Origin of the sequence: Snodgrassella sp. ESL0324 (assembly GCF_013344955.1) — a bacterium.
Classification (GTDB): Bacteria; Pseudomonadota; Gammaproteobacteria; order Burkholderiales; family Neisseriaceae; genus Snodgrassella; species Snodgrassella alvi.
The window spans coordinates 35,637-60,737 of sequence record NZ_JAAEDS010000008.1 but is presented as its reverse complement, the minus strand read 5'-3'; the positions used below and the strand labels follow the sequence as shown (position 1 = coordinate 60,737).

Sequence of the window (25,101 nt, the reverse complement as noted above, 5' to 3'; positions counted from 1 at the left end):
TATTTTTTATAATGTAAATATTTAAAATAAATTTAATAATTTATATTAATTTATGTTTACTTTTGTAAATTTAATATATATACTTAATTTAGGAAAATTTATGACTCCTGATACTGATTAGATTTCCAGATAAGAATTAAAGGTATTGATATGCTAACGCCTCTTAAATTTAAAGATTTTCTGCATCCGCGTCCGACTCCATCAGGCATAGATGTGGACTGTAAATTAAAACATTTTGCTATTATTACTTACGCGATTGATGCAGAGAGATTTGCAGGATTATTTCCATCACGTTTTCAGCTGGATAGTGTCATAATTAATGGTGAGCAAAAAGGCTTGTTATCAGTAGTACCTTTTATAGATGTTGATTTCACTTCAGCCGTTTATCCGTTCCCTGTTTTTACCATGGGGCAAACCAACTATAGAATTTATATTATAGATACCACTACTGGTGAACGCTGTGTCTGGTTTTTGGGCACAACTCTGGATTCCTGGACGATTATGGTACCCCGGAATGTATGGAAATTACCCTGGCATCGGGGCAAAATAAGTTTTAATTGTCACTTTGACCCACTTTCCAAATGTTACCAGCACTATGAAATGCATACAGAGTCTGACTGGGCACCTGCACAGGTACAATTAAGCCAGCAGCCAGACCAGCAATTTCATTTTCAGGGGTTTCCTGATAATGAAACTGCACTGGTATATCTGACTCATCCACTGGCCGGCTTCTACTATCGGCGTAATGGCAAATTGGGTACTTACCGCGTATGGCATGATCGACTAGACGTAAAGCCGGCAAAACTTGAGTCAGCACAATTTGGCCTGTTAAGTAGAATGAATTTAGTTAATCAGGATGAACAACAGCATCCCTACAGCGTTTTACTTCAGCCTATCAACGAATTTACTATCTATTTACCACCAACAGCGTTATAGATTTTATCAACAAAAATTATAAGTTACTAATAGTATTGTTTTGCACATAGAAATAGGTACTTTGACGAATAGCAGAATAACGTCTGGCGGACAGAATTCAACGAAAACGACCAGATTTAAGGGTTAGTCCCTGTTGAATTCTTGAAGCCAGACTATAATTTCGTAAAGCATGAGTTAGTGCTACCGCTAAAGCATCCGCAGCATCAGCCTGGGGTATACCCGACAGCGACAACATTTGCACCACCATATGCTGTACCTGCTCTTTAGCAGCTTTCCCCTTACCTACTACAGCCTGTTTAACCTGTAATGCAGTATATTCAAATACAGGCAGTTCTCCCAGGGTTAATGCTGCCAATACGGCTCCACGAGCCTGTCCCAGTACCAGTGTTGCAGCAGGATTAACATTGACAAAAACCTGTTCTACAGCAGTTTGCGTTGGCTGATAGGTTGTAATCACCTCACGTAAATTTTGAACGATTATACGGATACGTTCAGCTAATGGGGCACCTGAAGTCGTTTTAATACAACCGGAAGCCACATAAATATGCTGGCTACCGATGACATCAATCACTCCAAAGCCGGTAACTCGGCTGCCAGGATCAACGCCCAGAATTCGAATACGAGTTTGCTCTGTCGGCTGTTTTTGCATGCTTTACTACTTAATCACTGAAAAACAATAATTTATGCTGACAGGTTGTGATACTATCTTATAAAACGGATATTCGCTCTGCCAGTTGAGTAAATTATGTTACCGTATATTAATCATACCTGTTAGTGATTCATGATATTTTTTTAGCAAACCATTGATTTGCTTGTTGCAATCGCTCTACTGTACCTACATCCAGCCAATAACCGTCATAATACTCTCCGCTCACCAGCCCGGTTTGCATAGCTGTACGCAACAAAGGGGCCAGTTTAGCCCGGGTATATCTTGGTATCTCATTAAAAAGAGCAGGATGATAAACACCTACACCACTGAAAGTAAATGCCGGGTTTTCTGGCTGCCGATCAATAATATCACCTTGGTCCGTCAGGCTAAAATCACCTTCCGGATGATGTTCCGGATTGTTAACCAACCATAGATGTGCCAGCTTACCTGTTTGCTGTAACTTTTCACTAATCTTGAAAGCCTGTGCAAAATCAATATCGGTTAAGACATCTCCGTTTATAACTAGAAAAGAGGCATGACCCAATAAAGGTAAGGCCGTAGCAATCCCTCCGGCCGTTTCCAATCCACCCTCGGCTTCTGCTGAATAACGGATATCCACCCCATAAGCATGCCCTGAGCCTAAAGTATCTTCAATTTGTTGTCCAAGCCAGGCATGATTAATAACAATATCATTAAATCCGGCTGCCTTTAACCGCCGTAAATGATGAGCAATTAAAGGTAGACCACCAACATTCAGCAATGGTTTCGGACAAGTATCTGTCAGTGGCCGCATACGCTCACCGCGTCCGGCAGCAAGAATCATGGCTTTCATGGTGATTGATTATTCCGTAGTAAATACAGTTAAAATTACAGGCTGATAGATCAAGCCGATAATATAACAGGCAAAGCATATAGCTTTGCCTGTTATATTCGAAATCATAGCTGATTAATAAATTTAATCAGTTTAAATCAGATTCAAATCTGCCCCAGTATCAAAGATTGCCGCACCCTTTTCACCCTGTTCATACAGATTAATACGTAAACGTAAGTCATTGGGTGAATCAGACTGACGCAAGGCTTCGTCAAAATCAATAATACCATCAGCATATAACTGGAACAGACATTGATCGAAAGTTTGCATGCCATCATTACCTGCTTTAGCCATCAGTTCTTTTATCTGCATTAATTCACCTTTGTAGATATAGTCCTGAACAGTAGCAGTATTAATAAGCAAGTCAACCACAGCACGACGGCCTTTACCATCTTTTTTCGAAGCCAGGCGCTGACCAATAATACATACCAGATTCAGTGCCAAATCCATCAATACTTGTTTATGCTGCTCTTCTGGATAAAAGTTCAGAATACGTTCAATAGCCTGATTTGCACTACTGGCATGCAGAGTAAAAAAGCATAAGTGGCCAGTTTGAGCCAGCTTTAATGCATACTCCATGCTTTCATCACTGCGCACCTCCCCCACACAGACTACATCGGGAGCCTCACGCAGTGCACTTTGCATAGCATTATCCCAGCTCAGCGTATCTACGCCTACCTCGCGATGAGTAATAATGCTTTTCTTAGGTTTATGAACATATTCAATCGGATCTTCAATAGTCAGAATATGGCCGGCAGAATTAGCATTGCGATAATCCAGCATAGCAGCCATAGTAGTGGATTTACCGCTACCGGTAGGACCGGCAAGAATAATCAGCCCGCGTTTTTTCATTACCAGCTCGTCTAGCACCGGTGGGAGAAAAAGGCTTTCAGTAGTTGGAATATCGGTGGTAATCCGGCGCAGTACCATGCCTACCCGACCTTGTTCATGATAGGCATTTACCCTGAAGCGCACGCCATTTTTAGCAATAATGGAATAGTTCAGATCCAGTTCTTGGATAAACCGCTGACGTTGCGCCATGGTCATGGTTGACATAGCAATTTTGGCAGTTTCATCAGCAGTTAAAGGCTTAGTAGGCGCCGGTGTGATCTTACCATCAATTTTCCATGATGGCGGGAATCCTGGACTGATAAAGATATCAGCAGCATTTAAACGCACAGCTTCCACAGCCATTTTTTCCAGTACCGGATGAAGGTGGATAGTTTCCCGTTCCAGAGTAAGGGAAGCATGAGAACTGGCAGAAGCTGCTGCACTGATATCTGGTGTATGTGAATCTGTCATTGTGCTTGTAGGTTTTGTCATTGTATTGATTTCAGAAGTAACGGAAGTCTTTGCAGGAATACGTTCTGCAACCGGTACAGATACAGCTTTTTCAGTTTGTGATACCGCTGTAATAGCAGATTTTGTCATATTTCCGGCAGTTGCTGTTGTAGCTTTTGTATTCGGCGCTGAAATTTGGTTTGCTGTCGTTACCGTAACCTCTTTTGCAACAGCATTAGACTGCAAAACCGGTTGTTCTGTTGTCACTGTGGATGTATTGGCAGCTGTACCGGAAGCAGAAGTATCGGCAGCCCCGGTTGCTGCAGGATGTTGATAATGATTAACCATATCTGCAAGTAAATCAGATAAAGCGGATGACTCCTCAGCAGAACCTTTCAACGTACCCATATCAATACACTTTCCTATATAAAAACAACAAACAATTAGCCTACCATCTGATCCGGACTTACTGCTTTGGCACGTGCAACATCTATACTAATACGGTTTTCACGCACTAATTGCTGTAAACACTGATCGAGTGTCTGCATTCCAAATTTCTGACCAGTTTGTAAAGTAGAGTTGATCTGAGCAATTTTGTTTTCTCGAATCAGGTTACGTACTGCCGGATTACTGATCATAATTTCATGTGCTGCCACACGGCCGTTACCATCTTTGGTTTTAAGCAGAGTCTGAGAAATCACTGCCTGCAAACTTTCTGATAGCATAGAACGAACCATTTCTTTTTCGCCTGCAGGGAATACATCCACAATACGGTCAACGGTTTTAGCAGCACCTGTGGTATGCAAAGTACCAAACACCAAGTGACCTGTTTCGGCAGCAGTTAAGGCCAAACCAATCGTTTCAGGGTCACGCATTTCGCCTACCAGAATCACATCCGGATCTTCACGCAATGCCGAACGCAGGGCATTGGCGAAACTATGAGTATGCTGATGCAGTTCACGCTGATTTACCAACGATTTTTTACTTTGATGTACAAACTCAATCGGGTCTTCAATTGTTAGAATATGACCGGCATCATTATTATTGATGTAGTCGATCATTGCTGCTAGTGTAGTTGACTTACCGGAACCAGTAGGACCGGTTACCAGTACCAACCCGCGCGGCAGTTCTGCAATTTTCTGAAAAATTGCCGGAGCCCTCAGTTCTTCAAGTGTAAGAACTTTACTCGGAATGGTACGCATAACGGCTGCAGGACCGCGTTCAGTATTAAAGGCATTCACACGGAACCGCGATACATTGGGCAATTCGAACGAAAAGTCAGTTTCCAGGTTTTGCTGATATTCCTTGCGCTGATAATCGTTCATGATAGAAGCAATCATTTTGCCTACTTCTTCTGCACTCAGTTCAGGCAGATTGATACGGCGGATATCACCATTAACGCGTATCATGGGAGGCAGACCAGCACTCAGATGCAAGTCAGAAGCTTTATTTTTAACGCCGAAGGCCAATAAATCGGTTATCTGCATATTTACTCCATTATGCTTGCCTGCATGATACAGGCACAAAATATGGTTCTTATTTTAATCAAGTTGTCGTATCTTTAAAATGAAAATATTTGTCACTATGTCAAAATTTTTACAAATATACTTAGATTTAATCAGAAAAATTGAAAAACACCATTAATTATGAAAAATACAGACATCTTAATTCAACACTGGCAACAGGTACTGGCAAACATAAATGATGTCTGTCGGCAAACTGCGGCACCACAGCCGGTACAGCTGATTGCTGTCAGTAAAACCTTTCCCGCCAATGATATCATTACTTTATATGAGGCTGGTCAGCGTGATTTTGGTGAAAACTATATTCAGGAATTCAGCGAAAAAACCAGTCAGCTCGCTGAGCCGGATATTGTCTGGCACATGATAGGGCATATTCAGTCAAATAAAAGCCGAATTGTGGCAGAACGGGCACACTGGGTACACACTATTGATCGTGAAAAAATTGCCCGGCGGCTGCATGAGCAGCGTCCTGAATATTTACCGCCCCTCAATGTCTGTATTGAGGTGAATATTTCAGCAGAAAGCAATAAACATGGTATTAGCCCAAATAAAAGCGAATTACTGACACTGGCTAATATGATCAGCGAATTACCGCGTCTTAAACTGCGCGGACTTATGTGTGTAGCCAAGACCGGTAGCACAGACACTGAATTACAACAACAGTTCCATCAGATGCAAAACCTGTTACAGTACTTGCACCAGGCCGGTTTTGCTGTTGATGTATTATCAATGGGTATGAGCGCGGATTTAAGTATTGCTATAGCTTGCGGAGCTACTCATGTACGGGTAGGCAGTGCAATTTTCGGGCAGCGCAACTACACTCAAACAGAAAATAATTCTTAGAAATAAAATTATGCCGGTAAGGATTTCTTACCGGCAGCACAAAAATTATCATCATTATGATAAATATATAAATCAATCAGGCTATTTTCTCAGCCTGAAAGCGATGTGCAGGATGAGCTATTTCTTCCTGAGCAGCGACCACCTGCAACTCATACTGCCGGCGTTTCAGAGTTTCCAGCATAACGCCGTATACTGCAGCAGTAGTATGCTCAAATGACTCCAGCAAGGTCTTACCGGACAGATAGTCAGCCAGAAAAATACCACTGGTCATATCTCCCACACCTACCGGCTGCCGCTCACCAAAATCCACCAGTGGCCGGTGAATATGCCATGCTTCCTCAGCAGTGACCAGCAGCATTTCAAAACAGTCTGTCTTATAGCCGGCACGGCTCAAATGTTTCACCAGAACCACCCGCGGACCTTTATTGCATAAAGCGCGGCAGGCTGCAACTGCTTCCTCCACATTATGAATACGTTGTTTGTTGTTCAATTCTTCCAGCTCAAACAGATTCGGCGCAATCATATCACTCAGCGGCAAAGCCACATCACACAAAAATTCAGCTACGCCACCTGCCACAATACAGCCTTTTTCCGGATGTCCCATTACCGGATCACAAAAATAAATGGCTTGCGGGTTAGCTTGTTTCACTTTTCTGACAATATCAGTAATCGCATTGCCTTGCTCAGCTGAACCCATATAACCACTTAGTACAGCATCACAATTTTTTAATTCATCAATTGCAGCAATACCATCTGCAATATCCAGTAAATGTGCAGCCGGCATTACCATACCTTTCCATTGCTTGTACTGAGTATGGTTAGAAAACTGTACTGTATTTAATGGCCAGACATTGACACCTAACCGACGGATAGGAAAAACAGTAGCACTGTTACCTGCATGACCAAATACCACGTGAGACTGAATTGAAAGTATATTTTTCATAATAATGCCATTTACAATCCGGTGAGTGTTTACCCGGCGGGTTTCATAAAAACCTGATAATCAGCTAAACATGCTAAACGAAACTGATTATACTCAGATTATATTGGTTCGGATAAATCATTACTTATATCTACATCCCAGCCCGGAATCTTGCTTTTCATACCTGTATACACACTAATTACGACATAATTTGTCCGGATTTATCTCAAGTATTGCAAAAACAATACGATATAAAATTTATTTACATAATACTCAGATATTCATCTAACAGCCAAACCTTGTATTTTATTTTTCTTAATATTTATTGGTTTTATACATTCAGAATACATACTGCTTATCATGACCTGAATAATACAGATTCTGATTGCAGAATATAAACCAGACAAGAGTTGAATTGAATTAAACTAAAAACAATTATTTTTATTACTGAAATAAATTACAACCTTTAAATTACTTCAAGGGCATAAATATTTGTATTTACTAAATCTGATAATTGTAGTGAGTAAATAAGACTAATTCATAAGCAATAAAAAACGAAAAAGCCAGCTTTAAAAAACTGGCTTTTTTTGGTTATTAAACTATCCGGTTCAATAACTCTGTTTATTTTCTATTAGAAATAGAATTTAATATGCTACTGAATCATACCTTAGTTGTCTTTATCGTCCAGAGCAGCTGCCTTTCTGACTAATTTTACAAATTCAGCGCGGTAGCCCTGCTTGTCCTCACCTTTGGCATTATTTGCCCAGCTTGCTATCTGCTGATAAGATGTTTTAGACAATTCAGGATTATTACGCAATTTTTGTCCGTATGCAGCCACAGCGGCCATAAACCGTGTTTCTACTCCGGCGCTAGCAAAAGAACTGACCAGAGCTTTCTTTTCTATAGGCAGGGAAGCCAGTTCACTTTTTTGACCATGTGGTGCTTTCCAGCGTAATTTAAGAAAAGCAATTTCATTATTGTTTGCATTTATAGCTGTTGCAGATTTTTTGCTCTGATAACGTAAAGGATCAATACTTGGTTTACCACCGGCCAGCGTCAGTTCATATAAAACCGTCAGCTTTTTCCCCGCACCAATGTCACCCGCATCAACTTTATCATTATTAAAATCTTCCTGCTTTAACTGCCGTTTTTCATAACCAATCTGGCGATACTCGAGCACCTGAGCCGGGTTAAATTCGATCTGAGCTTTGACATCTTTAGCTACCGTAACCAAAGTGGCACTCATCTCCTCCTGCAATACCTTTTGTGCTTCTTCGAGGCTATCGATGTAGCTGTAATTACCATTACCTGCATCAGCAATCTGAACCATCATTGCATCATTGAAATTATCATCACCAAAACCAAGTGTAGATAATGTTATACCCTTTTCTTTTTCTCTGCTGACAAATGCTTTCAGCTCTTCTGTGCTATTAATACCAACATTAAAATCACCGTCAGTAGCCAGCAATATCCGGTTGATTCCACCGTTTACTTTGCCCCGCTCTGCCATCTTGTAAGCCAGTTGCAGCCCTTCTCCGCCAGCAGTACTGCCTCCGGCTTCAAATTTATCAATAGCAGCCAGAATTTTGGCTTTATTACTACCAGAGGTGGGTTCCAGTGCCACTCCGGCACTTCCGGCATAAGCAACAATAGAAACCTTATCTTGCGGCCGCAGTTTATTTACCAGTAATTTTAATGATTCTTTGAGCAAATCCAGTCTGTCTTCACCATACATCGAACCGGATGTATCTACCAGAAAAACAAGATTCGACGGGGGTAATTGATTAAAATTGACATCATTTGCCTTAATATTAACTCTTAACAGAACCTTATCTGTGTTCCATGGACTGGGTGCGAGCTCATAACCGGCAGAAAAAGGAGAACCTGTTATTGACGTTAATTTCTCATTCGAAGTACTTGGAAAATAATTAATAAATTCTTCTACTCTCACTGCATCAGGATGCGGCATCCAGCCATGTGCAATAAACCGTCGGCTATTTGCATAACTGGCTGTATCCATATCCAGACTGAATGTACTAACAGGTTCAGTAACTACCTGTTTTACCGGGTTATCAGAATAATTTTTATATTGCGCAGTATCCGGCTGCTGAGTTTCAAATACAGCCCTTAAGCCTGGACTCTGATAGTCTGCCCCCCTGAATCCTATTCTGGAATTATACTCCACGCTGGACGAAGATGGTTTACTCTTCCTAAGAGACAGGCTTTCCTCAGAAAACGAAGTTTTATATCCTGCTGACATGTTTGCATAGTAACCATCTGATTGATTACTGGTGCTATCCGTACTACTAACCCTATCCCTACTACTGGTGCCAGCCGTATTACAAGCACTCAGTATGCTGGTTAATAACACCAAGACTAAACTATAAGAAGCCTTACGACCTATTGCTTTTATTTTTAACATAAATATTCTTTATTTATCAGATAAAAATACATTATTAACATAACAGTCAAATTAACACCAGTAATTTTATTTGTTTCTTTTCAGCTTTAAAATCAATAAAATCAGTAGAATAAGATATTAATTAATTAATATTCAGCTGCTGAATCTGAAGATGCAATCCATATTGACTTTATCCTTTACACATTGAACCTATAATTAAGCTAATATTGAATATAAAAGTTTTTACAAACCAATATTGTTTAAATTTATTCAATTAAGACAATATTATCGATTAAGTTAATTATTTTTAATAAAAACTGAGGAAAATCTTATGAACGTATATTTTCTTGGCGGTGGCAATATGGCAACAGCTATCGTAGCCGGTATGACTCAGCAAGGCGGTTATGAGATTGAAGTAATTGACCGTAATCAGAATAAACGACAATATCTAAGCGAACGATATCAGGTACGTACTAGTGCTAAATTAACTGAACTGGCAGCCACAGATATCCTGGTACTGGCAGTTAAACCGCAAGATATGCAGCAGGCTACTACCGGTATCCGGCTTAACGGCGCGCTTGTATTAAGCATAGCAGCAGGCTTAACAATAAGTACTTTAAGTCAGTTTCTGGGTAATCACCAGCGTATTATCCGTATTATGCCCAATACCCCCTGCCAGATTGGTCAGGGAATCTCAGGTATGTATGCATCGGCAGGCATAAGTAAAGCAGACAAAACCATAGCAGAAAATATCATGCGCACAACAGGCGAAGTAGTATGGCTGGAAGAAGAAAGTGGCATTAATCGTATCGCTGGTATCAGTGGCAGTGGTCCGGCCTATGTCTTCTATTTTCTGAATGCCCTGCAACAAGCTGCCATACAACAGGGTTTCAGCCCTGACGAAGCACACCGTTTAACACTTGGTACATTCAAAGGTGCTGTAAATCTGGCAGAACAGTCTGGCACCGAATTTGCTCAACTACAAAAAAATGTAACATCTAAAGGTGGCACCACATTTGCTGCGACTTCAGTTTTTGACCAGCATCAGCTGACACAGGTTGTAATTGACGGTGTTGCTGCCAGCGTTGTGCGAGCAGAAGAAATGCAGCAACAACTTGCACCTTTTTAAAAGTTATTATTTTGATATAGAGTCACATTAATTAGATTATTTTGACCTAATTATTAAAAATTTCAAGCGTTTTTATGAAGTACATTAAAAAGTATATTTTTAACATATTCACTTATAATGTACTTCATTTATTGATATTTTATCTTGTTTATATTAAGTATTTAAAAATACTTCAATGTTAATCGACTAATCCAAATCTATATTTCTGGCTTTTACTTAACAATAATCTGTTTTACATATTTAATTTATTGGTTTTGATTAATTAGTAAAATTAAAATACTTTCTCTCTATGCAATTATTGGCACTGTATTAATCATCGATAAAAATACATCAAATATAGTAATCAGCAAAACAAATGTACTCTTGTGAAAGGTATAAAATGAATAAAATAACAATACATGATTTGATTATTAAATATAGTTAAAGTAAACCAATATTTACTCGGTGTGCAGAGGAAAAATTTTAATAGCTGCTACAGATATGCTTTAAAAGTCAAAGCAAAATTCAAAACCAAGAAAAGCTGCTCATCTCATAGCACTGCAATTCAGATTAGATTTTTAGACTATGAATTCTGCCCACAATCAATGGATTTTATTATTACAGCGGTAAACCCGACTTTAAATAAAAAAATCATATTTATCAAATATCATTATTTATCTCTTATATTGTATACAATATAATCTTAAGTCAGAATTTGTTTGTTCAAATTTTTCCATAATATAATCCGCCCGAATCTTTTTCTATAAAAAGAAAGTTCAATATCCGTCGGACATTAAAGGCAATATGTGATTAGTAAAACATTATTTTTATTAGCCAGTGCACTGAGTATTATATGCTGGGCCCGGCTTCTGTTACAGTGGGCTAAATTACCTTTTCTGCATCCTCTGGCTCAGTTTTGTGTACGCAGTACCAACTGGCTGGTACACCCTCTGCGTAAAATTATACCGCCATTGTACCAATGGGATATTGCCTGCATTCTGGCTACTGTCATTATTTATTACCTGGCATGTACGCTAAATCTGTTTATCAGCCTTAGATGGGTATTACCGGATATTCGCACTATTGCAGCCAGTCTGGCTCTTTGCATTCTGTTTTCCCTGAAAGCACTGTGCTATGTATTATTCATCGGGCTGGTAATAAGAATGTTTTTAAGTCTGAGCAAACCTTATTCAGTACTGCTATTTACCTTGCAGCGTATTTATGCTCCATTAACCCGTCCGTTTGCCTTTATGCGTATTGGTAAATATGATTTTTCTGCGACAATTATTCTGCTTGTGCTCTGGCTTTGTCTAGAATGGTGGCTGCCGCAGGCAAGCAGTAAGATTTCATACTGGCTGATATTCGGATAATGTTGTCGAATGCAAAATTATTAATAAATTATAAAAACATGCTATTATGCCCGAACTTTTTTAACAGCCTGAAATCCAGTATCTGTTATTTTCAAATCCAGATTAAGCTGTCAGTTCCTGAGCTAATTGCTTAATCGAGCTATGCAAAAGAAAGACTGTACAATGGCCAAACTCACAGAACAAGACATCCAGGCCTGGAATGGCCCTGAAGAAGAATACATGAATGAAGAACACCAAGCTTTCTTCCGTGATTTGCTGTTAAAACTCCAGGATGAGCTGATTCATAATGCCAACAATACGGCCGGACATTTACAGGAGCAGGCTACTACGCCTGATCCTGCAGACCGCGCAACACTGGAAGAAGAATATGCATTAGAACTGCGCACCCGTGACCGTGAACGTAAGTTATTAAGTAAAATTCAGGCTTCATTGCGTCAACTAGACGAAGGCGATTATGGCTTTTGTCAGGATACCGGCGAACCTATTGGTCTGAAACGACTACTCGCTCGCCCTACTGCAACTTTGTCGGTAGAAGCACAGGAACGGCGCGAACGAATTAAAAAACAGTTTGTTGATTAATTTATCTGTTATAGATTAAAAACGCTTTCCTGCCGGAAAGCGTTTTTGCATTATTGCTACATATCATCATTGCAATAATGCATGCCTCACCGCTGATTTGCCTAAATATTAACTGCTGCTAATTATTTGAAATTAATTCAATAGAAATCATAAAATGTTGATATAACAGCGATGTACAGGTTAAGCATAAAAAGTACAATCCCGCGGCTGAATAGCCTCAGAAACAGTATTTTCCCTGCGCCAGCAAAGCTTTCACAGGTGCAAAATCCTGCCGGTGCTGTGGCAGTACACCAAACTGCTGCAATGCAGCAAGATGTGCGGCTGTACCATAGCCTTTATGACGGGCAAAACCATACTGCGGATAACATTTATCCAGCTCATACATCTCTGCATCACGTGCCGTTTTGGCCAGAATAGAGGCGGCAGAAATAGCGGCTATTTTGAGATCGCCTTTAACTACTGCTTCTGCCGGCAAAGTCATATCAGCAGGTATGCGATTGCCATCTATCCACACTTTAGCCGGCTGAATATGTAAACCGGCTACAGCACGAGCCATGGCACGCATAGTTGCAAACAGAATATTAAACTGGTGTATTTCTGCCACGTCTGCTGCAGCTACAGACCATGCAGTTGCCTGCTGCTTAATTAATATTGCCAGCTCATCACGCTTTTTCTCGGACAATTTTTTTGAATCAGTAAGACCGGGTAAATCATAACCTGCCGGTAAAATAACTGCTGCTGCATATACACTGCCAACTAACGGACCACGACCGGCTTCGTCTACACCGGCATGGCTGGGTAATACCATCAGCTCTGTATTCATAATTGCCCCGTTGCATGCTGCAATACCGCCTGTGCAGACAGTTCATCAGTATTCAAACGCAGCTGCTGATGTAGTGCTGAAAAGTCTGCCTGCAAATCCTGTACTTCCTGTGGCGATTCGTACCAGTGAATCACAGCCTCTGCCAGTTTTTGTGGCGTTGCATTACTTTGCAGTAATTCAGGTACCACACTTCTGTCTAACAGAATATTAGGCAATCCAACATACGGCACTTTAATTTTATGTTTGACATATGCATAGGTTAAAGGTGAGATTTTATAGCTTATTACCATAGGGCACTGGCATAAAGCCACTTCCAGCGTGGCCGTACCGCTGGTAACCAGTGCCACATCGGCTGCCTGACAGGCCATTTCTGCATGTGCAGACATTAAACGTATCGGCAATTTTTGCCATACCGGCTGAGCCAGGATATCCTGCATACGCTGCCGTGTTGCCGCCGTAGCCAATGGTAGTAAAAACTGAGCCTGAGGATAACGCTGGTGAATAATTTCAGCAGCCTGTAAAAAAATCGGTGCCATGAAATCAATTTCACTGACCCGGCTGCCCGGCATTAAAACAAACACTGGAACCTGTTCAGACAGTTTCAGCTGCTGCCTTTTCGCCTTTCTGTCAATAACCAGTGGCAAAGTCTGAGCAAGAGGATGTCCGACAAAACGTGCCCGTCCGCCTGCCTGCCGGTATAGTTCCGGTTCCATCGGAAACAGGCATAATACCTCGTCCACCTGTTTAACAATCTTTTTTACCCGTTTACGCCGCCATGCCCAGACAGACGGACTGACATAATGTACGGTAGCAATACCGGCCTGTTTTAAACTTTCGGCAACACCCAGATTGAAATCCGGTGCATCAATACCGACAAATACCTGTGGTCTGATTTGTTTCAGTGAACGAATCAGGCCGCGACGAATGGCCAGAATTTCCGGTAGTTTTTTGACAACTTCAACAAAACCGCGTACTGCCAGTTTTTCCTGATCATAGAGACTTTGTATTCCGGCTGCCAGCATCCGCGGTCCGCCAATACCAACGAACTGTACCCGCGGATATCGTGTACGAATTGCATTCATCAAATGGGCACCCAGTAAATCACCAGATGCTTCGCCGGCACACAAGGCTATGGTTAAAATGGGAAGTTCAGTTGCAGCTTTATTCATAGCAGGATAGCAGTTTTATAAGCAACTATTATAGTAAGACGTAATAGATAGCAAGTTTAGCAGGCGATAGTGTATTCCCGAAGGGTACCATAAAAATTAAAAGCCCAAGCAAACGGCTTGGGCTTTTATATTGGGGTGGCTGATGGGGCTCGAACCCACGACAACTGGAATCACAATCCAGGGCTCTACCAACTGAGCTACAGCCACCATAAAACTTTTCAAACTTTGGTGCGCCCGACAGGAATCGAACCTGTAACCCCCGGCTTAGAAGGCCGGTGCTCTATCCGGTTGAGCTACGGGCGCGTACTCTCAAATCTATCCGGACAAGGATTCGGTCGATATGGTCGGGGTGGTGGGATTCGAACTCACGACCCTCTGCTCCCAAAGCAGATGCGCTAACCAGACTGCGCTACACCCCGACGAGAGAGGCGAACTATACAGCCATGAAAAACTATCGTCAAGAGGTAAAGTAAATTTTTTTGCCATATTTTTGAAATATGGCTGATTTATATGAATGGCTATATACAAAAGCAGATGAAACCGCTTAAAAAAAATGCGACAATGCTATTCTTGTAAATATTAGCTGACAGCTACCTGCCATCGGCATAATCTTTTTCTCTGGAATTTTCTCATGACCGCTCAACTCATTGATGGTAAAAAAATTTCTCAACAAATCCTGCAAGAATTAACCATTCGTGTACAGCAGCGTCTGGATAATCAGCTACGCCGCCCCTGTCTGGCTGTGGTTCTGGTTGGTGAAGATCCGGCCAGTACAGTATATGTACGCAATAAAAAGCGTGCCTGTGAAACCATTGGCTTTGAATCCCGCAGTTACGAGCTGCCTGTACATACCACAGAAGCCGAATTACTGGCCTTGATTGACGAAATGAATGCAGATAATGGTATAGACGGAATTCTGGTGCAATTACCACTGCCTGCACATATTGACAGTCAGCAGGTACTGGAACGGATTGTGCCTCATAAAGATGTAGATGGTTTTCATCCGTATAATGTTGGCCGGCTGGCGGTAAAAACGCCACTAATGCGTCCGTGTACACCTAAAGGGGTAATGACATTACTGGATGCCTGTCAGGTACCAGTCACCGGTAAAAAAGCTGTTGTAGTAGGCGCTTCAAATATTGTCGGCCGGCCACAGGCGTTAGAATTACTTCTGGCACGTGCAACAGTCACAATCTGTCATAGCGCCACCCGGAATCTGGCACAGGAAGTTGCTGCTGCTGATATTGTGGTTGTAGGCGTCGGCATTCCGAACTTTGTTAAAGGTGAATGGATTAAACCCGGGGCTGTAGTAATAGATGTGGGAATTAACCGTCTGGAAAACGGACAGTTGTGCGGGGATGTAGAGTTTGATGCAGCCAGAGAACGTGCTTCTATGATTACACCGGTACCGGGCGGAGTAGGCCCTATGACCATAGCTACCTTAATGGAAAACACATTGAAAGCAGCAGAAATTCACGATACAAAACAATCGTGACGTTATCGGCAAAGCTATATTGTGTATTGATTACACAATAATATCAGCCATCATACAAAACAACAAACATGTTTGCTTGGTAAAATAGACATATCAGTCTTCTGGTCTGTACTTGATTATGATGCGATAGAATGGCTGCCGATTAAAATAGCTATCCTTATTTACAACCCTAATTGTGGTATTAACCTGATGTATCAATTTTTTCTGGACGCCTGTGCTGCTCTGCGCCTGCGCTTTTATCCCAAAACACATTATCGTTACAATCCATTAATCTTCGTTACCGTTTTACTTGCGCTTGGTCTGCTGAATATGGCCAATATGTCACAGATTCTGGGACGGCAAACCGGTATAACTATCTTTGTCATTGTGTTAACAGTGGTGCGCTGGGGTGTTCTGAGCATGGCAATGGAGATCATTCTGGGCTATTACAATAAGCAGCCAGGACACTGGTATGGTTATGTACTGGCCACTGAGGTGCTGATCCTGCCTACACTGGCCACACTATACTGGCCACAGGTATTAGCCGCTCCGGGGTCTTTATGGCTGCTATGGACATTGGTAGTACAGATCTTTGGATTTGTCCGCATCAGTCAGCAAAATATATTTAAAGTATTTTTGGGATACATTATCTATTTCTTAATTACCTGTCTGGCCGGAGGCATACTGCTATTATTATTCAGCGCCATGAGCTGGGTGGATATTAACAGCATGTCAGATGCATTTCGGCAAATGCTGGAAGCACAGTCAGCTGGAACAGGTATGCGCTGATACAGATGTGGAAACAGGCCGGTTCAGCTATAATACAAGATGTTTTTGGTACGGTTTAAACCATTTCGCTCTGTACATCCCGAATTTGCCTGATTGGTTTTGTTGATTTAAAAAGGAATAAGCATGACGTTAAAAGTTGCCATTAATGGTTATGGCCGTATTGGCCGCCAGGTATTGCGTGCAATCTATGACTATAACTTGAGCAACCAGTTGGAAATTGTTGCGGTAAATGCCAGCGGTTCACTGGAAACCAGTGCCCACCTGACAAAATTTGATACGGTTCATGGCCGTTTTGCCGCAGATGTTTCATCTGATAATGATGCTTTAATTATTAATGGCGACCGCATCCGTTTTTTTTCTACCCGTAACCCGGCAGAATTACCCTGGGGTGAACTTGGTATCGATCTGGTGCTGGAATGTACCGGTGCTTTTACTACCAAAGAAAAAGCCAGCATTCATTTACAAAGTGGTGCTAAAAAAGTTCTGATTTCCGCACCCGGCGGTGCCGATGTGGATGCTACCGTGGTATACGGAGTTAATCATCAGGTATTAACACCGGAAATGACAGTAATATCCAATGGTTCTTGCACAACCAACTGTCTGGCTCCGGTGGCAAAAGCCATTAACGACGAACTGGGAATGGTAAAAGGCTTAATGACAACCATTCATTCATTTACCAATGATCAGGTACTGACTGATGTTCGCCATAAAGATTTACGCCGTGCCCGCAGTGCTGTTGAAAATCTGATTCCGACCAAAACCGGAGCAGCCAAGGCTGTAGGACTGGTATTACCGGAATTACAGGGTAAGTTTGATGGCTTTGCAGTACGTGTTCCCACAATTAATGTTTCACTGGTTGATTTAACGTTTGAAGCCGCCCGTAACACCAGTGTCGAAGAAGTTAATGCCATAGTTAAAGCAGCCAGTGAAGGCAGTATGAAACATATTCTGGGCTACAATACTCTGCCATTGGTTTCCACCGACTTTAATCATACAACTCAGGCTTCGATATTTGACAGTACATTAACTAAAGTTACCAATGGTAATATGGTAAAAGTACTGGCCTGGTACGACAATGAATGGGGTTTTAGCTGCCAGATGCTGAATACTGCACGTGCTATGTTTGGCATGGAAGTTACACCACTCGCTTAACCCGTTTTACCAGCAGAAGTACAGGCTGTCTGAATCCGCTTATACAGGCTTCAGACAGCCTGAACCTATTGTGGCAAACAGAATCAGTACCTGTTTGCCATACAAACACCAGAACAAATTCAACCAAGTTAATATTAATCTTGGCAATTTTTCTCTGACAGACAACGCTGATATTTCTTTTCCGCTTCATTGAGGCACAAATTATGCTTAACTATCATTTGCAACCCCATTCTCTGACTCAGCATCTGTGGCAAGTACGCCTTAGTTTTACACAACTGGATAATCAGAATTTCAGTCTGAGTTTACCCAGCTGGGTACCCGGTAGTTACATGATTCGTGATTTTGCCCGTCATATTGTCACTTTATCGGCCAGTTGCAACAATACACCGGTATCAGCTGAACAGATAAATAAAAATACCTGGGCTTGCAACGGACAGACAGGTAACTGGGAGATCACTTATCTGGTATATGCTTTCGATACTTCAGTGCGCGGTTCTTTTTTAAATACTGAACGAGGTTTCTTTGACGGAGCCTGTCTGTTTTTACGGCATAATCAGCGTGAACAGGAAAACTGCCAGTTAATCATTACTGGCCTGCCTGAAAACTGGGATATTGCCACTACCATGCCGCAAACATCACAGTCCCATGTCTATCAGGTAAATAATTACCGCTCTTTAATTGATTATCCGGTGGAAATGGGCTATTTGCTGCGTCTGCCATTTAGTGCAGGCGGCATTGAACATGAAATTGTTATCAGCGGCCATTTCTCATCTTTTGATCAGCAGCGTCTTGTAGATGATGTAAGCAAAATATGTGCCAGTGAAATTGCTATGTTTGCCGCACCGGCACCGTTTGACCGCTACAGCTTTTTACTTTTTGTCGGAAATGGCATTTATGGCGGACTGGAACATAAATCCTCCTCTGCCCTCATGGCCGACCGGCATGATCTGCCGCAAAAAGACGGAAAAAATACCGACGCTTATATTACATTACTGGGTTTGTTCAGCCATGAATATTTTCATGCATGGAACGTAAAATCTATTATTCCTTCTGCATTTTTAAACAGCAAACTGGATGATGAAGCTTATACACAGCTGTTGTGGGCTTTTGAAGGTATCACTTCCTATTATGATGACTGGTTTCTGGTACGCAGCGGTGTGATTACACCAGAACAGTATCTGCAATTACTGGCCAAAACCATTACCCGTGTACAACAGGGTGCCGGCCGTTTAAAGCAAAGTCTGGCAGATTCCAGCTTTACTGCATGGACAAAATATTACAAACAGAATGAAAACAGTGCCAACAGTATTGTCAGCTATTACCAGAAAGGCGCACTGGCAGCTCTGTGTCTGGATCACTATATCCGCCAGCATACCGGCCAGCAAAAAAATCTGGATGATATTATGCGTGCCCTGTATCAGGACTGGCGTCAGCGGGGTATGGGGCTGGCGGAAAATGAATGGCTGAAAATAGCCCAGCAAGCTACCGGAACAGACTTAACTCAGGTTTATCAGCAATACATTATGACCACGGCAGACTTGCCTTTGACAGAACAATTACAGCAGGCTGGTGTACAGCTCCACTGGGCTGCCTTGCCTCGCCAGCATGGTGGCGCATATGTTGAGCATTATTCCGTTGCCGAACAGCCCAGTGCAGATCTGGGTGCCCGTGTTCAGCCAGCCTCATTCGGAGTCAGCCTGCAACAAGTATTTAATCAAGGCAGTGCCGAGAATGCAGGTATGAGTGCCGGTGACCAGCTGATTGCTATTAATGATGAAATTATTACCGATTTTAATAAGCAATGGGCACGTATTCATGTTGGTGAAACAGTACGGATACATTTCATCCGTGACGGTTTACTGCGACAGACTACTTTACTGGCACAGGCAGCATTAGCTGATACTGCGTTGCTGAGTATTGATAATGCATTGCTATTACAGCGTTGGTTACAGCCACAGCCTTAAATTCATCCGCATACTTTTACCGTTATCTTTCTCTGGTTTTAGAATGACAAGAATAGCAAACATTTTTTTATGGTGCTGCGTGTGTTTCATTATCAGCAGTTGTCAGTCTTATGCTAATTCTAATCAGTTACCCGGCAATTTTTATAAAGTATCTGATAATGTATACCGATCTGAACAACCCTCTTTAAAAGAGGCTGAACAGCTTAATAAAATAGGGATTGAAACAATAATTAACTTGCGTTCATGGCATAGTGATCAGGACAAAATTGCTAATACGGACATGTCTGAAATCCGGATTGATATGCGGGCTGAGAATATAACCGATGAAAAAATCATTCAAATTCTTAAAGCTATTAAAAACTCGCCTAAACCAGTATTAATTCATTGCTGGCATGGCAGTGATCGCACAGGAGTAGTTATTGCAATGTATCGGTTAATTTTTCAGAATTGGACTAAAAAACAGGTTATCGAAGAATTAATGAAGCCGGAATTGAATCATCATTACAAGATTTATCCAAACATACAAAGATATATTGAAGATGCTGATGTTGAAAAAATTCGTCAGGCTGTATTTGAATAATTCCATGATGGAATGAATTAAAAGTATAGTATCAAATTAACAATCTGATTTGATCAAAACTCAAAGTGATATTGATTTTTATACTGGGAATATTGTGTATTCATGTCTGCCGATTTAAGTATAACTCTCGTTCTGCCGGGTTTATTATGGCCGCATCAGGAAGCTGCGGTACCTGACTTACAGCTACCAGCACTGAATACCCTGCGGCAATGGAGCAAATATACATTACAAACCATAAACAGAAGTCAGTTATATCAGCAATATCTGTGGGAAGGTTCATGGGTTCAACAGGCTCAGCAGCAATTAAACCTAAACCCGGAATATTGCTGCTTTATTGTCACACCTATAAACCAGACAGCCGGCATGCATCAGCTTCAGTATCTTGACGGAAATGCGCTTGGTCTGAATCCAGAAGAGGCAAAATCTTTCTGTGAAGTTTTGAGTACATGGTTACAGCCAGATGGCTGGCGGTTTTCTCCGGTCAGACCGGATTTATGGCTAGTTATTACGCCACAGGTACTTGATTTTACCCTGTCATCTTTACTTGATTTGTCAGGCTGCATAGACGGTACCGCCAAACCTTCGGGTAAAGATGCAACTCTGATTCTGCAACAGCAAACTGAGCTGCAAATGTTGCTGTATCAGCATCCATTGAATCAGGAGCGCAGCACACGCGGTCTGCCCACGATTAATGGTTTATGGTTTGAAAAAGACCTTATTGGCACAGCAAAGCACGACACACTACTTTATACCAATAGTTCGTGGGCATTGCATGCGCATGAATTACCGCTAAATTACGCAGCATTAATGGATACTCTGTCAGATTCAGGCCAGCAGGAAATTGTATTGTTTAATGATAGTTTATGCTTACCAGTAAATCAGGGTGATGTTTATACCTATGCACAAATAATGCATCAATGGGAACAAGACTGGTGGCAACCTTTGCTGTCAGGATTAAAAAACAGACATATCAGCCAGCTGAATATCCGATGTGAAGCCGGATTGCTTCAGATTCGCAAGCCCAGATTTCGTTTGTTCCGGACTAAAACCCAACCTTTTACCGGATTAAATTTATGAAGCCGGCACATATTATTACCCGTTCGGTAGATACTGATGCTCTGCAAACTCTGCTTGCTCAGGGTGTTGATCCTCTGCTTGCCAAACTGTATGCAACACGAGCAATTAAAAACAAAAGTGAAACTGAATACAATTTATCTGCGCTGTTACCGTTTCAGAATTTGAAAAATATTCAGGCCGCCAGTGAACGACTGGCTCAGGCAATCGAACGGCAGGAAAAAATTCTGATTGTTGCCGATTATGATGCAGACGGAGCCACAGCATGTGCCTTAGGGATGCGCGGATTACAGGCAATGGGAGCGCAAACCGATTTTTTCGTCCCCAACCGCTTTGAAAATGGTTATGGCTTAACTGAACAGATTGCTGAGCTTGCAGCTCAGGCAGGTACGAACCTGCTGCTTACCGTGGATAATGGTATCGCCAGTGTAGCCGGCGTACAACGCGCACAACAGCTAGGCATGGACGTCCTGATTACTGACCACCATCTGCCGGGTGAACAACTGCCTGAATGTATTATTGTTAATCCTAATCAACCAGATGATCAATTTCCCAGTAAAGCATTGGCTGGTGTGGGTGTGATGTTCTACGTACTAATGGCTTTGCGTTACCATCTGCGCCAGCAAAACTGGTTTAGTAAACATCCGGAACCTAATCTCGCTCAATGGCTTGATCTGGTGGCACTGGGCACCATCGCCGATGTGGTACCTCTTGATCAGAATAATCGCCTGCTGGTAACTCAGGGACTCAGACGAATTAAAGCTGATAAAATGCAAGCAGGAATACGCGCCTTGTTTGCAGTGGCCAAACGCAACCCGCAACAGGCACATGCATTTGATCTGGGTTTTGCTATCGGACCCCGTCTGAATGCTGCCGGCAGACTGGATGATATGAGTCTGGGTATAGCCTGTCTGTTGAGCGATGATATGGAAAGTGCAACCGATCTGGCCGAACAACTGAATGATCTGAACCATGAACGTCGTCAGATTCAGCGCAGCATGCAGGATGAAGCTAATCTACAACTGGCCGGCTTCAATACAGAAAACAGCTATAGCATCGTTGCTTATCATGATAACTGGCATCAGGGAGTAACCGGAATTTTAGCAGGCCGGTTACGCGAAACCTTTCATCGACCTAGTATTGTTTTTGCTCAGGCGGAAGATGGTACATTACGCGGCTCCGGCCGGTCTATTACCGGTTTACATCTGCGTGATGCACTGGATATGGTCAGTAAACGCCGGCCGGATATTATCCAGAAATTTGGCGGACATGCTATGGCTGCAGGCTTAAGTATTTCCGAAATACATCTGGCAGTTTTCCAAAATGAATTTGAGGCAGTCTGCCGGCAACTCATCCGGCCGGCGGATTTAAACTATACGTACCAGACTGATGGTTCATTAGACAATCAATATCTGAACTTAGCCACAGCACAGCAATTGGCGGCTCTGGTATGGGGCCAGAATTTTCCTGAACCCCGTTTTTGCGATGAATTTAAAGTAATCAGACAACAAATAGTGGGTACCGGCCATATTAAAGCAGTGTTACACAAGAACAACTGTGAATATGAAGTTATGTTTTTCCGCTGTACAGCCACCTTACCGGAACATATTCGCGTGGTTTACCGGCTAATTGCCAACCAGTGGCACCAGCAAATGGAATTACAGTTATATGCAGATTACTGGGAAATTTGTAATTAAACCGATATATAGGCTGTTTAAATACACAAATTCACTTATAATTAGCACAATTAAACATTAACATGAATTTACTCTGGTCTTTTATCTGATACAGGTTAGAAAAAAGTGTGCTGTATGCAGTAATATTTCAGTCAAACCTGAACAGGTACAGCATTTACCAGAATGTAAACTCAGAAGTTATGGAGACGGGAATTAATTTGTATGAGTCTTGGACTGATCAGGGTTTTATATAAGCACCAGATTATTGACGCAGAAAAAGCAGAAAAACTGCGTCAGGAACTGGAACAGAAACGTCCGGTTATACCGGCACTACTACAATCTGGAGCCATCAATGCTGATAAACTGGCCAGCTTTCTGTCCGGTGTATTCGGTATTCCTTACCTGAATCTGGAGCCATATAATCAAAGTCTGGTACCGCTGGATTTAATTAATCTGAAAATAATGCAGCAATACATTTGCGTGCCGCTATTCAAGCGCGGTAATCGACTGTTTTTAGCTGTATCTGATCCTACATCAATTCAGCATTACCAGAAAATTGCCACAGATGCCGGCTGCGTACTGAATCTGGTTATAGTCCGCGATAGTCAGTTACGCCAATTACTGGAAAATCTTGGTCAGGAATCCACCAACCTTCTGGAAGATATGGATTCAATTGGTGACTCCAGTGCTGTAGAAAATAACGCCATGTCTGCAGATGACGAAGATGGCGAAAATGGACCAATTGCAAAATTTGTTTTTAAAATACTTGGAGATGCATTAAACAGCGGCGCATCAGATATCCATTTTGAATTTTATGAAGAAATGGCACGAGTACGCTTTCGCGTTGACGGACAGTTGCGTGAAGTGGTACGTATGCCACTGAATATTCGCAGCCAGATCGCTTCACGTATTAAAGTAATGGCCAAACTGGACATTTCTGAAAAACGTATTCCTCAGGACGGACGTATTCAGATTCAGTTCCGTAAAGGTGCCAAGCCAATTGATTTCCGTGTCAGCACACTGCCCACTCTGTTCGGGGAAAAAATTGTAATGCGTATCCTGAATTCGGATGCGGCTACTCTGAATATTGAACAACTTGGTTTTGAGCCATTTCAGAAGGAATTACTGCTTGAGGCCATCCACCGGCCATATGGTATGGTGCTGGTTACTGGCCCTACCGGTTCCGGTAAAACCGTATCACTGTATACCTGCCTTAATATTCTTAATACCGACAGTGTTAACATTTCCACTGCTGAAGACCCTGCGGAAATTAACCTGCCTGGTATTAATCAGGTAAATGTTAATGATAAACAAGGACTGACATTTGCTGCAGCGTTAAAATCATTTCTGCGCCAGGATCCGGATATCATTATGGTGGGGGAAATCCGTGATTTGGAAACCGCAGATATTGCCATTAAAGCTGCACAAACCGGCCATATGGTATTTTCAACTCTGCATACCAATAATGCCCCTGCTACATTATCCCGTATGCTGAATATGGGCGTTGCTCCGTTTAATATTGCCAGCTCAGTAAATCTGATTATGGCACAGCGTCTGGTGCGGCGTTTATGTACCTGCAAGGCACCGGCAGAGCGTCCGCCTGAATTTGCACTGAAAAAAGCAGGTTTTTCAGATGAAGATCTCGCCAAAGAATGGACATTTTACCGGCCGGTCGGCTGTGAAAGGTGTAAGGGCAAAGGTTATAAAGGACGTGCCGGCGTATATGAAGTTATGCCGGTCAGTGATGAAATGCAACGTATTATCATGAATAATGGTAATGAAGTAGATATCAGCACTCAGGCGCTCAAGGAAGGTCTGGTCGATTTACGCCATGCCGGTTTACTGAAAGTGATGGAAGGCATTACGTCTCTGGACGAGATTCTTGCAAGCACTAATGATTAAAACTGATTGTTCGCC

Annotated in this window: 21 protein-coding genes and 3 tRNA genes; 13 read left to right on the top strand and 11 right to left on the bottom strand. The window is 42.0% G+C overall.

Going from position 1 to position 25,101, the window contains the following annotated elements; genetic code table 11:
* The first annotated feature begins 150 nt into the window (after positions 1–150).
* A complete protein-coding gene (locus GYY70_RS01685; RefSeq protein ID WP_174831049.1) occupies positions 151–936 on the top strand; it encodes a DUF2071 domain-containing protein in 786 nt (261 codons plus the stop codon).
* Between the two features lie 97 nt (positions 937–1,033).
* Here the strand turns inward: GYY70_RS01685 and ruvC are convergent, their stop codons facing one another.
* The 4 genes from ruvC to GYY70_RS01665 all read right to left on the bottom strand — a co-directional run bounded on the left by ruvC (position 1,034) and on the right by GYY70_RS01665 (position 5,224).
* The gene (ruvC, locus tag GYY70_RS01680) at positions 1,034–1,585 is read right to left on the bottom strand and encodes a crossover junction endodeoxyribonuclease RuvC (protein ID WP_174831048.1); all 552 of its coding nucleotides are present in this window, start codon (positions 1,583–1,585) and stop codon (positions 1,034–1,036) included.
* A 130-nt stretch (positions 1,586–1,715) separates the two neighbouring features.
* Positions 1,716–2,417 (bottom strand): N-acetylmuramate alpha-1-phosphate uridylyltransferase MurU, encoded by a 702-nt coding sequence (murU, locus tag GYY70_RS01675; RefSeq protein ID WP_174831047.1) that lies wholly within the window; start codon positions 2,415–2,417, stop codon positions 1,716–1,718.
* 132 nt (positions 2,418–2,549) lie between these two features.
* Positions 2,550–3,779: a PilT/PilU family type 4a pilus ATPase gene (locus GYY70_RS01670; protein WP_174831067.1), complete on the bottom strand. Its 1,230-nt coding sequence runs from the start codon at positions 3,777–3,779 to the stop codon at positions 2,550–2,552.
* A gap of 401 nt (positions 3,780–4,180) precedes the next feature.
* A complete protein-coding gene (locus GYY70_RS01665) occupies positions 4,181–5,224 on the bottom strand; it encodes a type IV pilus twitching motility protein PilT (protein ID WP_084552601.1) in 1,044 nt (347 codons plus the stop codon).
* 159 nt (positions 5,225–5,383) lie between these two features.
* Here GYY70_RS01665 and GYY70_RS01660 point away from each other — a divergent pair, with 159 nt between their 5' ends.
* The gene (locus tag GYY70_RS01660; protein WP_174831046.1) at positions 5,384–6,103 is read left to right on the top strand and encodes a YggS family pyridoxal phosphate-dependent enzyme; all 720 of its coding nucleotides are present in this window, start codon (positions 5,384–5,386) and stop codon (positions 6,101–6,103) included.
* A 76-nt stretch (positions 6,104–6,179) separates the two neighbouring features.
* On the opposite strand, the gene pdxY is transcribed toward GYY70_RS01660, so the two are convergent.
* Positions 6,180–7,046 (bottom strand): pyridoxal kinase PdxY, encoded by an 867-nt coding sequence (pdxY, locus tag GYY70_RS01655; protein ID WP_174831045.1) that lies wholly within the window; start codon positions 7,044–7,046, stop codon positions 6,180–6,182.
* Between the two features lie 646 nt (positions 7,047–7,692).
* Positions 7,693–9,447 carry a VWA domain-containing protein gene (locus GYY70_RS01650; protein WP_174831044.1) on the bottom strand — a complete coding sequence of 585 codons (1,755 nt, stop codon included), beginning with the start codon at positions 9,445–9,447 and terminating at the stop codon, positions 7,693–7,695.
* A 310-nt stretch (positions 9,448–9,757) separates the two neighbouring features.
* Here GYY70_RS01650 and proC point away from each other — a divergent pair, with 310 nt between their 5' ends.
* The 3 genes from proC to dksA all read left to right on the top strand — a co-directional run bounded on the left by proC (position 9,758) and on the right by dksA (position 12,483).
* Positions 9,758–10,555, top strand: coding sequence for a pyrroline-5-carboxylate reductase (proC, locus tag GYY70_RS01645; RefSeq protein ID WP_174831043.1), 798 nt, complete (start codon positions 9,758–9,760; stop codon positions 10,553–10,555).
* A 785-nt stretch (positions 10,556–11,340) separates the two neighbouring features.
* The gene (locus GYY70_RS01640; RefSeq protein ID WP_174831041.1) at positions 11,341–11,904 is read left to right on the top strand and encodes a YggT family protein; all 564 of its coding nucleotides are present in this window, start codon (positions 11,341–11,343) and stop codon (positions 11,902–11,904) included.
* 162 nt (positions 11,905–12,066) lie between these two features.
* Positions 12,067–12,483, top strand: coding sequence for an RNA polymerase-binding protein DksA (gene dksA / locus GYY70_RS01635; protein WP_025329875.1), 417 nt, complete (start codon positions 12,067–12,069; stop codon positions 12,481–12,483).
* Positions 12,484–12,700: 217 nt separating this feature from the next.
* Here the strand turns inward: dksA and rnhB are convergent, their stop codons facing one another.
* From rnhB to GYY70_RS01610, 5 genes are all read right to left on the bottom strand, one after another.
* Complete coding sequence (gene rnhB / locus GYY70_RS01630; protein ID WP_174831039.1) at positions 12,701–13,306, bottom strand: ribonuclease HII; 606 nt, start codon at positions 13,304–13,306, stop codon at positions 12,701–12,703.
* Complete coding sequence (gene lpxB / locus GYY70_RS01625; RefSeq protein ID WP_174831038.1) at positions 13,303–14,475, bottom strand: lipid-A-disaccharide synthase; 1,173 nt, start codon at positions 14,473–14,475, stop codon at positions 13,303–13,305. The genes rnhB and lpxB overlap by 4 nt, the downstream gene beginning before the upstream one ends.
* 131 nt (positions 14,476–14,606) lie before the next feature.
* Positions 14,607–14,682, bottom strand: a tRNA-His gene (locus GYY70_RS01620).
* A gap of 19 nt (positions 14,683–14,701) precedes the next feature.
* A tRNA-Arg gene (locus GYY70_RS01615) sits at positions 14,702–14,778 on the bottom strand.
* 38 nt (positions 14,779–14,816) lie between these two features.
* Positions 14,817–14,894 (bottom strand) — tRNA-Pro (locus GYY70_RS01610).
* A 212-nt stretch (positions 14,895–15,106) separates the two neighbouring features.
* Here GYY70_RS01610 and folD point away from each other — a divergent pair.
* The 8 genes from folD to pilB all read left to right on the top strand — a co-directional run bounded on the left by folD (position 15,107) and on the right by pilB (position 25,086).
* Positions 15,107–15,970, top strand: a complete 864-nt coding sequence (gene folD / locus GYY70_RS01605; protein ID WP_174831036.1) for a bifunctional methylenetetrahydrofolate dehydrogenase/methenyltetrahydrofolate cyclohydrolase FolD — start codon at positions 15,107–15,109, stop codon at positions 15,968–15,970.
* A 72-nt stretch (positions 15,971–16,042) separates the two neighbouring features.
* The gene (locus tag GYY70_RS01600; protein ID WP_174831034.1) at positions 16,043–16,738 is read left to right on the top strand and encodes a hypothetical protein; all 696 of its coding nucleotides are present in this window, start codon (positions 16,043–16,045) and stop codon (positions 16,736–16,738) included.
* A gap of 123 nt (positions 16,739–16,861) precedes the next feature.
* Positions 16,862–17,890: a type I glyceraldehyde-3-phosphate dehydrogenase gene (gap, locus tag GYY70_RS01595; protein ID WP_037392193.1), complete on the top strand. Its 1,029-nt coding sequence runs from the start codon at positions 16,862–16,864 to the stop codon at positions 17,888–17,890.
* Between the two features lie 203 nt (positions 17,891–18,093).
* Positions 18,094–19,854, top strand: coding sequence for a M61 family metallopeptidase (locus GYY70_RS01590; protein WP_174831032.1), 1,761 nt, complete (start codon positions 18,094–18,096; stop codon positions 19,852–19,854).
* A complete protein-coding gene (locus GYY70_RS01585; RefSeq protein WP_370521130.1) occupies positions 19,814–20,434 on the top strand; it encodes a tyrosine-protein phosphatase in 621 nt (206 codons plus the stop codon). The genes GYY70_RS01590 and GYY70_RS01585 overlap by 41 nt, the downstream gene beginning before the upstream one ends.
* 102 nt (positions 20,435–20,536) lie before the next feature.
* Positions 20,537–21,511, top strand: a complete 975-nt coding sequence (locus tag GYY70_RS01580) for a hypothetical protein (protein WP_174831028.1) — start codon at positions 20,537–20,539, stop codon at positions 21,509–21,511.
* Positions 21,508–23,205 (top strand): single-stranded-DNA-specific exonuclease RecJ, encoded by a 1,698-nt coding sequence (gene recJ / locus GYY70_RS01575; RefSeq protein ID WP_174831026.1) that lies wholly within the window; start codon positions 21,508–21,510, stop codon positions 23,203–23,205. The genes GYY70_RS01580 and recJ overlap by 4 nt, the downstream gene beginning before the upstream one ends.
* 201 nt (positions 23,206–23,406) lie before the next feature.
* Complete coding sequence (pilB, locus tag GYY70_RS01570) at positions 23,407–25,086, top strand: type IV-A pilus assembly ATPase PilB (protein ID WP_084547380.1); 1,680 nt, start codon at positions 23,407–23,409, stop codon at positions 25,084–25,086.
* Positions 25,087–25,101: the final 15 nt, after the last annotated feature.